Below are 11686 nucleotides of genomic sequence, written 5' to 3'. Positions count from 1 at the left end.
CAACGGCCCATCGATTCTCTTGCGAGCTAGCTGAATAAGGGATTGAACTATGCAAATCCAGGTCAATAGCGACAACCATATTCAAGGCAACATTCGTCTGAACGAATGGGTCCGTAGCACACTGCAAAGCACGCTCGAACGTTATGAAGAAGACCTCACCCGCATCGAGGTCCACCTGCGCGACGAGAATGGCGACAAGCCAGGCCCGCATGACAAACGCTGCCAGATGGAGGCACGCCCAAAAGGCCATCAACCGATTTCCGTAACCCACAAGGCAGCTTCGCTGGACGATGCCGTCGACGGCGCCGCCACCAAGCTCAACAACGCCCTGGAACACTTCTACGGCAAACTGCGCAGCAAGCGCGCCGTTACCCAGCAGAGCTCCAGTGGTGCCAGCGCCGATGGGCTGCTACAGGAAGAATTCCTGGAGAATGAACAAGCTCGCAGCATTGGCTGAACGAGATAACGCAGACGGTATAAAGGCGAGCCCGGTGGGCTCGCCTTTTTTATGCCCGGCGCAAAGGAGCAGGCTCCCACATAGGGGCCATTCGGCGGGCGTTCTGAACCAAACTCGCTTACACCCGGTCAACCTGTGCATGAGTTCACCAGGTGAAGCACCATGTTCAACCCCTTCGAACAGATCAACGAGGCCTTCGCTTCGCGCTACCGGGTCAATCTGAGTATCGAGCGGCTCGACGGCAGTATCATGCTGACCCTCTCCACCGATCAGGGCGTGGTTGCCAAGCGCCTGATCAAGCCCGTCCAGCGCAACGACCCCAAACGCCTGCAGCGGGTGATCGACAGCGTGCAGTCAGGCATCGCTGTCGAGCACACCCCGCCCGTACTCGCCCATGTCGCCAGCCGCCGTCAGGCCGGGAAGGTCATTTGCCTTCCTCGATCTCCTTGCCATTAGCATCGATGGTTTTGGTCGACGGGTAGCGGTACGAGGCATAGCGCACCACCAGGATGGCGAACGCCAGCAGCAGGATGCCGCCGCACACATACAACAGGCCCACGTCCGGCGCCTTGTGGTGCGACACGTCGCCAATCAGCAGGCGGGTCAGTGCGGTGATCGCCACATAGAGCAGGAAGCGGATCGGCATGTGGTTGGTCTTGAAGTAGATCCCCACCATCGCCCCGAGCTCGAGGTAGATGAACAGCAGCAGGATGTCATCGACGCTGATACCGCCCTTGTGGAGCATGTCGATGAAAGTGGCGATCGCCGCATAGGCGGTGATCGCTCCAATGCCGAACAGGGCCAGGTAATGGAACGCCTCGACGCAGAGGTTGCCCAGCGAGTCGGCCGAGCCATGCAGGCCTTTGCGCAGTTTGTCTGCCCATTTGATGTTCACGATGTGGTTTTCCTTGATACGGCTGGAAGGATGATGCGGCACGCGCATGACGCTTTGTCTGCATGCAGTAAAAAGGCCAGGCACCCTGCTTGAGAAGGCGACCAAATGCCGCAAGGCACAGCCATCGCTGGCTGTGCCTTGTCCGTTCAACCGTGAATCAGGTAAACCGCGTTATTCCAGGGCAGAAGCCGGCCCGAAGAATTCGTAGCGGCTCTGTTGCTCTGGCACGCCCAGGCCCTTGAGGTGGCGCTTGACGGTGGCCATGAAGCCCTTGGGGCCGAGAAAGTAGGCATCCAGGTCGCGCTCTTGCGGCAGCCATTGCGCCAGTTGATCGGCACTGAGCAGGCCGACCGCATCGGCAGGCTCGCTGATACCGTCGTCTTCGGCGTAGCAGTAGAAGCGCTTGACCTGTGGATGACGCGCTGCCAGTTCATCGACCCAGTCGCGGAAGGCGTGCACCGCGCCGTTGCGCGCACAGTGGATGAAGTGCACCAGGCGACCGCTTTCCAGCGCCGCCTCGAGCATCGGCAAGGTTGGGGTAATGCCCACGCCGCCGCTGATCAGCACCAATGGCTTGTCACTGGCGCTGAGGGTGAACTCGCCCGATGGCGGGAACAGTTTCAGCGTATCGCCCACCACCAGTTGCTCGTGCAGGTAGTTGGAGACCTTGCCACCGGCTTCGCGCTTGACGCTGATGCGGTACTGGCCAGCATCGCTGAGTGCCGACAGCGAGTAGTTGCGGCGCTGCTCTTCACCGTCGATGAACAGCTGCAGCCCAATGTACTGGCCAGGCTCGGCCTTGAGGATCGCCCCGCCATCGGCCGGTGCGAAGTAGAACGAGACGATCTCGCTGCTCTCCTCGACCCGCTGTACCAGTTTGAAATCCCGCGCCCCGCGCCAGCCGCCCGGCGCTTCGGCTTTCTGGGTGTACATGTCGGCTTCGGCACCGATGAGGATATCGGCCAGTTGCTGGTAGGCCGCGCCCCAGGCTGCGATCACTTCAGGGGTGGCGATTTCCTTGCCGAGCACTTCTTCGATAGCGCGCAGCAGGCAGCTACCAACGATCGGGTAATGCTCCGGCAGGATCTGCAAGGCCACATGCTTGTTGATGATCTGGCCGACCAGGCCGCCCAGTTGTTCCAGCTGGTCGATGTGCCGGGCGTACATCAGCACGCCGTTGGCCAAGGCACGCGGCTGGTCGCCACTGGCCTGGTGGGCCTGGTTGAACAGCGGACGCACTTCGGGGTATTCGCTGAGCATCAGCTTGTAGAAATGGGTGGTCAGCGCCTCGCCACCGCTTTCGAGCAGGGGAACAGTGGCTTTGACGATCGCACGATCCTGGGCATTGAGCATGAATGACTCCTGAGCCTGTGGCTTCTTGATGAATGCGCAAGCTATTTCAGGTTTCATGCCAACTATAAAACCCTTATAAATCAGCAAGTTATAAATATATAAGTCAAAAAGACCACCAATGATATATAGTCATTTTGACTAACAGGAGTCTTTATGACCGCAAAATCCCTGCTCACCGCCCTGCTGCCCCTGGTCAGCGACCTGTCCCGCGACCTGCCCGAGCGCGAGCGTTACCGCCGCCTGCTCGAGGCCATGCGCAGCCTGCTGCCGTGCGACGCCGCCGCCCTGCTGCGCCTGGACGGCGAATGGCTGGTGCCGCTGGCGGTGGATGGCCTGAGCACCGACACCCTCGGGCGCCGCTTCAAGGTCACGGAGCACCCGCGCTTTGCGGCCATTCTCAGCCGCAGCGAGCCTACCCGATTTGCCAGCGACAGCGACCTGCCCGACCCCTACGACGGCCTGGTCGAAGGTTTGCACCACCACCTGGAAGTACACGACTGCATGGGCTGCCCGCTGTTTGTCGATGAGCAGCCCTGGGGCCTGATTACCCTGGATGCGCTGGACCCGGAGCAATTCCAGCAGGTCGAACTCGATGCCCTGCAGGCCTTTGCCAGCCTGGCGGCAGCGACCGTGAACGTGGCCGAGCGCATCGAGCGCCTGGCCCTGCGCGCCGAAGATGAACACGAACGCGCCGAAGTCTATCGCCAGGCGAGCGGCCAACAGCAAAAAGAGCTGATCGGCCAGAGCAAGGCGCACAAGCGCCTGCTGGAGGAGATCCAACTGGTGGCCGGCAGCGACCTGACGGTGCTGATCACCGGCGAAACCGGCGTGGGCAAGGAACTGGTGGCCCAGGCCATTCACCAGCATTCGGGCCGGGCCGACAAGCCGATGATCAGCCTCAACTGCGCCGCGCTGCCCGACACCCTGGTCGAGAGCGAGCTGTTCGGCCATGTGCGTGGCGCTTTTACCGGAGCGGTCGGCGAGCGCCGCGGCAAGTTCGAACTGGCCAATGGCGGCACCTTGTTTCTCGACGAGGTCGGCGAACTCTCGCTGACCGTGCAGGCCAAGCTATTGCGGGTGCTGCAGAGCGGGCAGCTGCAGCGCCTGGGCTCGGATCAGGAGCACCGGGTGGACGTACGCCTGATCGCCGCCACCAACCGCGACCTGGCCGAAGAAGTGCGTGCCGGCCGCTACCGCGCCGACTTCTATCACCGCTTGAGTGTCTACCCGTTGCAGGTGCCGCCGCTACGCGAGCGCGGGCGCGATGTGCTGCTGCTCAGTGGCTACTTCCTGGAGCAGAACCGCTCGCGCATGGGCCTGGGCAGCCTGCGCCTGAGCACCGAAGCCCAGGCTTCCCTGCTGGCCTACGACTGGCCGGGCAACGTGCGCGAGCTCGAGCACCTGATCGGCCGCTCGGCACTCAAGGCCCTGGGCCAGCACCGTCAACGACCGAAGATCCTCACCCTCGACGCCGCAGACCTGGACCTGCGCCCGGTCGAGCCCTCCACCCTCACCGCCCAGGCGCCGCACGCTGCCGATGCACCGTTGCCCACCGGCGACCTGCGCCAGGCCCTGGACGACTACCAGCGCCAGCTGATCCAGGCCTGCCTCGAGCGGCACCAGCACAATTGGGCCAGCAGCGCCCGCGAACTGGGGCTGGACCGGGCCAACCTGGGACGCCTGGCCAAGCGCCTGGGTCTACGCTGATTTGGGCTGAAGAATTAAAGCCACGGACTGGCGGGTCGATAACCCGGCATCTCCCCCAAACAATCTGTCCTGAAGGTGCCTATGGCCACGCAAAACGCCCGCGCGGACTCGTTGTCGCTGCTGCTGTTCACACTGCGCAGCGGCAAGCTCATGGCGATCAACCTGCTCAAGGTCAGTGAAATCATCCCCTGCCCGCCCCTTACCCGGCTGCCGGAGTCGCATCCCCACGTCAAAGGCGTGGCCACCTTGCGCGGCAACTCGCTGTCGGTGATCGACCTGTCCCGGGCCATCGGCGAGCGCCCACTGGAAGACCCCGCCGGCGGCTGCCTGATCGTCACCGACATCAGCCGCTCCAAACAGGGCTTGCACGTGCAGGCGGTGAGCAAGATCGTCCATTGCCTGAGCACCGACATCAAGCCGCCGCCCTATGGCTCGGGCAGCAAGTCGTTCATCACCGGCGTGACCCGGGTCGACAACATGCTGGTGCAAGTGCTGGACATCGAAAAGGTCATCCACGGCATCGCCCCGCCCAGCCACGATGTGCTCGGCAGCGAACTGAGCGGCGAAGACGCCGCCGTGCTCGCCGCCACCAACATCCTCGTGGTCGATGACAGCCAGGTCGCCCTGCAGCAGTCGGTACACACCCTGCGCAGCCTGGGCATCGAATGCCACACCGCGCGCAGCGCCAAGGATGCGATCAACACCCTACTGGAGCTGCAAGGCACCGACCAGGAAATCAACGTGGTGGTCTCGGACATCGAGATGTCCGAAATGGACGGCTTCGCCTTTACCCGCACCCTGCGCGAAACCCCGGACTTCAAGCACCTTTATGTGTTGCTGCACACCTCGCTCGACAGTGCGATGAACAGTGAAAAAGCCCGGGACGCCGGCGCCAACGCGGTGCTGACCAAGTTCTCTTCGCCCGAGCTCACCGACTGCCTGATCGTCGCGGCCCGAGCCGTTGCCTTCGCGGAGCACTGATGCGCACATCGGTGCGTACTGCGCTTGCCGCGACCGTCACCTGCCTCTGACCCTGACGTTCATTGGCTGCTGGCCGGCTCAGTGGCAGCGTCTCCAGAACTCGTCGGCCAGACGCCGCAGGTCTTCGGCAAGGCCGGCCACATCGGTGGCGCTCAGATGGCTCTGCTGGCCAACCTGCACCGTTGATTCGCTGGCCTGGCGAATGCTGATGATGTTGCGGTTGATGCTCTCGCTGACCTGACTCTGCTGCTCGACCGCCGCCGCGATCTGCAGGCTCATTTCGCTGATCTGGTTGACCCGCAGGCTGATCCCATCCAATGCACTGGCGGCGCGCCGGGCCTGCTCCACACTGTGCCCGGCGTGCTCGCTGCTCTGCTGCATCACCTGCACCGCCTCGCGGGCCCCGTTCTGCAAGGCGCTGATCATGCGCTGAATCTCATGGGTCGATTGCGCCGTGCGCTGGGCAAGGCCGCGCACTTCATCGGCGACCACGGCAAAGCCCCGGCCCTGATCACCTGCCCGGGCGGCTTCGATGGCGGCATTGAGCGCAAGCAGATTGGTTTGCTCGGCGATCCCGCGAATCACCTCCAACACGCCGCTGATGTCGCTGCTGTGGTTCTGCAGGTTGTGGATAACCTCGGTGGCGGCATCCAGCGAGTTGGCCAGTTGCTGGATGGCGCTGCGGTTCAGGTCCACCAACTGGTGACCGGCGCGGGTTTCGCCTTCGGCCTGGTCGGCTGCAGCCGACGCCTGCTGGGCGTTACTGGCGACCTGGGCGACGCTGGCGGCCATCTGGTTGATCGCCGTGGCCACCTGGTCTGCCTCGCTCTGCTGCTCCAGGCTGTTGCTGTGGCTGCATTGCAGCGATTGCGCCAGCGAACCGCTGTGCCCGGCCAGGCGCCGAGAGGTATCGCCGATTCGCCCGACCACCGCGCCCAACTGGCCCTTGAGCATGCGCAGGGCAAAGTCGAGCTGGCCGATCTCATCCCGCCGCCCGGTGTACAACTGCTGGCTCAAGGGGTTGTCGGCGATGGCCCGGGCCTCGCTGCACAGGCGCTGGAACGGCTTGAGCAGGGCGAGGATCACCAGTGCGCTCAAGCCGCTCGCCAGCAGTACCTCCATCACGCCTTGCCAGGGCAACACCGGCAATAACAAGTGGCTGAGCACCGAGACCATCACCAGCCCAAGGGTGACGCCCGCCCACAGCTGCCAGCCCAGCCCCAACACCGGCAAGCGCTGCCACCAGGGTTGGCGGCCGCTGCGCAACTGTGCGTAGCAGCGCTCGGCGGCGTCGATCTGCGCGGCGCTGGGCTTGGTCCGTACCGACTGGTACTCCACCGTTTTGCCCTGGCTGGCGATGGGTGAAACGAAGGCACTGACCCAGTAATGATCACCGTTCTTGCAGCGGTTTTTCACCAGCCCCATCCACGAGCGACCACCCTTGAGTGTCTGCCACATCTGCTCGAAGGCCTGGGGCGGCATGTCCGGATGGCGCACGATGTGGTGGGCACTGCCCATCAGCTCTTCACGGCTGAAACCGCTGATCTTGACGAAGTCGTCATTGGCGTAGGTGATGGTGCTGGAGAGGTCGGTGGTGGAAAGAATATTGGCGTCACCGGGATAATCCACATTGCGACCGGTCACAGGCAAATTGCTCTTCATCGGAGGCACTCGTTGTAGTTGGGAGAATCGGCAGGGCGTACGACTCTAGAGGCAAATTTGCCTGATTCCTTGATCCAGCTCAGGATATTGGCAATTGGCCACCACCCGCCTTACAACTGCGCAGTGGCGAGGTCGATACCCCTTGGCAGGTGCGGGCTTGCCCCGCGAGAGGCCGGTACAGATTGCCCATTGGGTACTGCCGTAAGACGACCGCTTCGCGGCCGATCGCGGATGAATCCGCTCCCACGCAAACCGTGCAGGCTGCCGGCCATTGAAATCGCCCAACTGACAGTGCTGTCAGTTAGCAGTCATGCTGCCGACCCGATCGGGCGGCTATAAACTAGGCATCGCCCTGAGATTTCACCTATGCGTATCCAGTCCCGCTCCGTTGTGATCTGCATCGTTCTGTTCGCGCTGGCAGGCGCTGCCTTTTGGTTGTACGGCCGCACGGGCGAAGAAAAAGCCGCGCACAACCCGGCCATTCCCGTGCGCGTCGTCGCCGTCAAGCAGCAGGATGTCCCTCGCTACGTCAGCGGCATCGGCTCGGTGCTTTCACTGCACAGCGTGGTGATCCGCCCGCAGGTCGAAGGGGTGCTGACCCGCCTGCTGGTCAAGGAAGGGCAATGGGTCAAGCAAGGCGATCTGCTGGCTACCATCGATGATCGCGGTATCCGCGCCAGCCTGGAACAGGCCAAGGCACAGCTGGGCCAGAGCCAGGCACAACTGCAGGTGGCCGGGGTCGACCTCAAGCGCTACAAGCTGCTCAGTACCGACAACGGCGTATCACGCCAGACTCTCGACCAGCAGCAAGCCCTGTTCAATCAACTGCAAGCCACGGTACTGGGCAACCAAGCCGCGATCGCCGCCGCCCAGGTGCAGTTGTCGTATACGCAGATCCGCTCGCCGGTGACCGGCAGGGTCGGTATTCGCAACGTCGATGAAGGCAACTTCCTGCGGGTGGCCGACGCCCAGGGGTTGTTCAGCGTCACCCAGATCGACCCCATCGGGGTCGAGTTCTCGTTGCCGCAACACATGCTGCCGACCCTGCAAGGGCTGCTCAAGGCGCAGTCGCCCGCCGCGGTCCAGGCCTACCTGGAAGGCGACGGCGACAGCGGCGGCACACTGCTCGGAGAAGGTCGGCTGACCCTGATCGACAACCAGGTGGCGGCCAACACCGGCACCATCCGGGTCAAGGCCGAGTTCGACAACACCGATGCCCGCCTCTGGCCCGGCCAGTTGGTCACCCTAAAGCTGCAGACCGCCCTGGACCAGAAAGCCCTGGTGGTGCCACCCCAGGTGGTGCAACGCGGGATCGACGGGCACTACGTCTACCGCGTGGTCGGCGACAAGGTCGAAAGCGTGCCGGTCAAGGTGCTGTACCAGGACAGCGTGCTGAATATCGTCGCCGGGGTCGCCAGTGGCGACAAACTGGTCTCCGACGGCCAGTCGCGGCTCAAGCCCGGTGCTACCGTCGAAGTGGCCGCCGAAGCACCGCCACCGCAGGACGTTGCCGAACGCCAGGTGCAGCCATGAAGGCCCGGGGTTCGATTTCGGCCTGGTGCATCGACCGCCCGGTCGCCACCTTGCTGTTGACCTTCGCCCTGGTACTGCTCGGGGTGATCGCCTTTCCGCGCCTGCCGGTCGCGCCCCTGCCGGAAGCCGACTTCCCGACCATCCAGGTGACCGCGCAACTGCCCGGCGCCAGCCCGGAAACCATGGCTTCCTCGGTGGCAACGCCCCTTGAGGTGCAGTTCAGCGCCATTCCGGGCATGACCCAGATGACCTCCAGCAGTGCCCTCGGCTCGACCAACCTGATCCTGCAATTCAGCCTGGAAAAAAGCATCGACACCGCCGCCCAGGAAGTCCAGGCGGCGATCAACACCGCTACCGCCCGCCTACCCCAGGACATGCCCAGCCCGCCGACCTGGCGCAAGGTCAACCCGGCCGACAGCCCGGTGCTGATCCTCACGGTCAGTTCCGCACAGATGCCGGCCAACGAGCTGAGCGACTATGCCGAAACCCTGCTGGCCCGCCAGCTGAGCCAGATCGACGGGGTGGGCCTGATCAACATCACAGGCCAGTTGCGCCCGGCGATCCGCGTACAGGCCCAGCCAGAAAAGCTCGCCGCCCTCGGCCTGACCCTCGCCGACCTGCGCCAGGCCATCCAGCAGACCAGCCTGAACCTGGCCAAGGGTGCGCTGTATGGCGAGAACAGCGTCTCCACCATCGCCACCAACGACCAGCTGTTTCACCCCGAGCAATACGCCCAACTGATCGTTTCGTACCGCGACGGCGCCCCGGTGCACCTCAAGGATGTCGCCAAGGTGATCGATGGCGCCGAGAACGCCTATGTCAAAGCCTGGTCCGGCGAGCAGCAGGGCCTGAACCTGGTGGTGTTCCGCCAGCCCGGGGCGAATATCGTCGATACCGTCGACCGCGTCATGGATGCCCTGCCGGGCCTGGAGCAGATGCTCCCGGCCGCGGTGCAGGTGTCGGTGCTCAATGACCGCACCCAGACCATCCGCGCCTCGCTGCACGAGGTGGAGATCACCTTGATGATCGCCGTGGCCCTGGTGATCGGGGTGATGGCGCTGTTTTTGCGCCAGTGGTCGGCGACGCTGATCGTCTCCAGTGTGCTGGGCGTCTCACTGACGGCCAGCTTCGCCCTGATGTACCTGTTCGGTTTCAGCCTCAACAACCTGACCCTGGTGGCCATCGTGATCGCCGTGGGCTTCGTGGTCGATGATGCGATCGTGGTGGTGGAGAACATCCACCGGCACCTGGAAGCCGGTGACAGCATGCGCGAGGCCGCGATCAAGGGCTCCGGGGAAATCGGCTTCACCGTGGTGTCGATCAGCTTCTCGCTGGTGGCGGCGTTCATTCCGCTGCTGTTCATGGGTGGCGTGGTGGGTCGCTTGTTCAAGGAATTCGCCCTCACCGCCACCTCGACCATCCTGATCTCGGTGGTGGTCTCGCTGACCCTGGCACCGACCCTCTGCGCCCTGTTCATGCGCCGCCCCGAGCACAGCGGCGAGCAGCGGATCACCTTCGGCGATCGCCTGCTGGCCTGGTACGAACGGGGGCTGGTCAAGGCCCTGGCCCATCAGCGGCTGATGCTGGGCATCTTCGGTATCACCCTGGCCCTGGCTGTCGTCGGCTATGTGCTGATCCCCAAGGGCTTCTTCCCGGTCCAGGACACCGGCTTTGTGCTCGGCACCAGCGAGGCGGCTGCAGATATTTCCTACCCGGACATGATCAAGAAACACCAGGCCCTGGCCAAGGTGATCGAGGCCGACCCTGCGGTACGCGCCTTCTCCCATGCCGTGGGGGTGACCGGCAGTAACCAGACCATCGCCAACGGCCGCTTCTGGATCGCCCTCAAGGACCGGGGCGAGCGCGATGTGTCGGCCAGCGAATTCATCGACCGCCTGCGTCCGAAACTGGCCAAGGTGCCTGGCGTGGTGCTGTACCTGCGTGCCGGCCAGGACATCAACCTGAGTTCCGGCCCCAGCCGCAGCCAGTACCAGTACGTGCTCAAGAGCAACGACGGCGCAGCGCTGAACCTGTGGACCCAACGCCTGACCGAGCGCCTGAAAGCCAACCCGGCGTTCCGCGACCTGTCCAACGACCTGCAACTGGGTGCCAGCGTTACCCGCATCGACATCGACCGCCGCGCCGCCGCGCGCTTCGGCCTGACCACTGCCGATGTCGACCAGGCGCTCTACGACGCCTTCGGCCAACGGCAGATCAGCGAATTCCAGACCGAGACCAACCAGTACAAGGTGATCCTCGAACTCGACGCCCGACAGCGCGGCAAGGCCGAAAGCCTCAATTACTTCTACCTGCGCTCGCCGCTGACCGGCGAGATGGTCCCGCTGTCGGTGCTGGCCAAGGTCGCACCACCCAGCACCGGGCCGCTGTCGATTTCCCACGACGGCCTGTTCCCGGCGGCCAACCTGTCGTTCAACCTGGCGTCGGGCGTGGCCCTGGGCGATGCGGTGCAGATCCTCGAACGCACCCAGCGTGAACTGGGCATGCCCGATTCGATCATCGGCAACTTCCAGGGCGCGGCCCAGGCCTTCCAGAGTTCGCTGTCGAGCCAGCCCTGGCTGATCCTTGCCGCGCTGGTGGCGGTGTACATCATCCTCGGTGTGCTCTACGAGAGCTTCGTCCATCCGCTGACCATTATCTCCACCCTGCCCTCGGCCGGGCTCGGTGCCCTGGCGCTGCTGTGGCTCAGCGGCCAGGACTTCAGCATCATGGGCCTGATCGGCATCGTGCTGTTGATTGGTATCGTCAAGAAGAACGGCATCCTGCTCATCGACTTCGCCCTCGATGCCCAGCGCACCCTGGGCATGAGCCCCGAACAGGCGATCCACCAGGCCTGCCTGACGCGCTTCAGGCCGATCATGATGACCACCCTGGCTGCCTTGCTGGGCGCCGTGCCGTTGATGTTCGGCGTCGGGGCCGGCGCCGAACTGCGCCAGCCCCTGGGTGTCGCCGTGGTGGGCGGCCTTCTGGTGAGCCAGGCGCTGACGCTGTTCACCACACCGATCATATACTTGGCCCTGGAGCGCCTGTTCCACCGGCGCCAGGCGCCCCAGGGCCAGGCGCAGCCCACTGCCAGTTGA

The 11686-nt window shown here is 63.9% G+C and carries 9 protein-coding genes and 1 pseudogene; 6 read left to right on the top strand and 4 right to left on the bottom strand.

Annotated elements, in window-relative coordinates:
- Positions 1–49: 49 nt before the first annotated feature.
- Entirely contained in the window at positions 50–457 is a 408-nt protein-coding gene (locus tag NPS58_RS08190; protein ID WP_274114971.1) for an HPF/RaiA family ribosome-associated protein, read from the top strand.
- A 162-nt stretch (positions 458–619) separates the two neighbouring features.
- Positions 620–913, top strand: a complete 294-nt coding sequence (locus NPS58_RS08185) for a DUF3509 domain-containing protein (protein WP_274114969.1) — start codon at positions 620–622, stop codon at positions 911–913.
- Here NPS58_RS08185 and NPS58_RS08180 read toward each other — a convergent pair.
- Both NPS58_RS08180 and hmpA read right to left on the bottom strand, forming a co-directional pair.
- Positions 882–1352: a phosphate-starvation-inducible protein PsiE gene (locus NPS58_RS08180; protein WP_274114967.1), complete on the bottom strand. Its 471-nt coding sequence runs from the start codon at positions 1350–1352 to the stop codon at positions 882–884. The two genes, NPS58_RS08185 and NPS58_RS08180, sit on opposite strands and share 32 nt — an antisense overlap.
- Positions 1353–1523: 171 nt before the next feature.
- Positions 1524–2705 (bottom strand): NO-inducible flavohemoprotein, encoded by a 1182-nt coding sequence (hmpA, locus tag NPS58_RS08175; protein ID WP_274114965.1) that lies wholly within the window; start codon positions 2703–2705, stop codon positions 1524–1526.
- A 153-nt stretch (positions 2706–2858) separates the two neighbouring features.
- Here hmpA and norR point away from each other — a divergent pair, with 153 nt between their 5' ends.
- Entirely contained in the window at positions 2859–4412 is a 1554-nt protein-coding gene (gene norR / locus NPS58_RS08170; RefSeq protein ID WP_274114963.1) for a nitric oxide reductase transcriptional regulator NorR, read from the top strand.
- Positions 4413–4493: 81 nt separating this feature from the next.
- Positions 4494–5393, top strand: a complete 900-nt coding sequence (locus NPS58_RS08165; RefSeq protein ID WP_274114961.1) for a chemotaxis protein — start codon at positions 4494–4496, stop codon at positions 5391–5393.
- A gap of 78 nt (positions 5394–5471) precedes the next feature.
- On the opposite strand, the gene NPS58_RS08160 is transcribed toward NPS58_RS08165, so the two are convergent.
- Both NPS58_RS08160 and NPS58_RS29565 read right to left on the bottom strand, forming a co-directional pair.
- Positions 5472–6515, bottom strand: a complete 1044-nt coding sequence (locus tag NPS58_RS08160; protein ID WP_425313054.1) for a methyl-accepting chemotaxis protein — start codon at positions 6513–6515, stop codon at positions 5472–5474.
- 258 nt (positions 6516–6773) lie between these two features.
- A pseudogene (locus NPS58_RS29565) lies at positions 6774–7055 on the bottom strand (PAS domain-containing protein); the annotation flags it as partial.
- A gap of 366 nt (positions 7056–7421) precedes the next feature.
- Here NPS58_RS29565 and NPS58_RS08155 point away from each other — a divergent pair.
- Together NPS58_RS08155 and NPS58_RS08150 are read left to right on the top strand one after the other, a co-directional pair.
- The gene (locus NPS58_RS08155) at positions 7422–8588 is read left to right on the top strand and encodes an efflux RND transporter periplasmic adaptor subunit (protein ID WP_274114957.1); all 1167 of its coding nucleotides are present in this window, start codon (positions 7422–7424) and stop codon (positions 8586–8588) included.
- Positions 8585–11686, top strand: a complete 3102-nt coding sequence (locus NPS58_RS08150; protein ID WP_274114955.1) for a multidrug efflux RND transporter permease subunit — start codon at positions 8585–8587, stop codon at positions 11684–11686. Before NPS58_RS08155 ends, NPS58_RS08150 begins: the two co-directional genes overlap by 4 nt.

Source organism: Pseudomonas putida, from assembly GCF_028682455.1.
Taxonomy (GTDB): domain Bacteria; phylum Pseudomonadota; class Gammaproteobacteria; order Pseudomonadales; family Pseudomonadaceae; genus Aquipseudomonas; species Aquipseudomonas putida_AA.
This window is presented reverse-complemented; position numbering and strand designations above follow the sequence as displayed.

Coding starts and splice junctions, on each gene's coding strand:
- NPS58_RS08185 (WP_274114969.1), top strand. CDS start 620: ATGTTCAACCCCTTCGAACAGATCAACGAGGCCTTCGCTTCGCGCTAC.
- NPS58_RS08190 (WP_274114971.1), top strand. CDS start 50: ATGCAAATCCAGGTCAATAGCGACAACCATATTCAAGGCAACATTCGT.
- hmpA (WP_274114965.1), bottom strand. CDS start 2,705: ATGCTCAATGCCCAGGATCGTGCGATCGTCAAAGCCACTGTTCCCCTG.
- NPS58_RS08155 (WP_274114957.1), top strand. CDS start 7,422: ATGCGTATCCAGTCCCGCTCCGTTGTGATCTGCATCGTTCTGTTCGCG.
- NPS58_RS08160 (WP_425313054.1), bottom strand. CDS start 6,515: ATGGAGGTACTGCTGGCGAGCGGCTTGAGCGCACTGGTGATCCTCGCC.
- NPS58_RS08165 (WP_274114961.1), top strand. CDS start 4,494: ATGGCCACGCAAAACGCCCGCGCGGACTCGTTGTCGCTGCTGCTGTTC.
- NPS58_RS08150 (WP_274114955.1), top strand. CDS start 8,585: ATGAAGGCCCGGGGTTCGATTTCGGCCTGGTGCATCGACCGCCCGGTC.
- norR (WP_274114963.1), top strand. CDS start 2,859: ATGACCGCAAAATCCCTGCTCACCGCCCTGCTGCCCCTGGTCAGCGAC.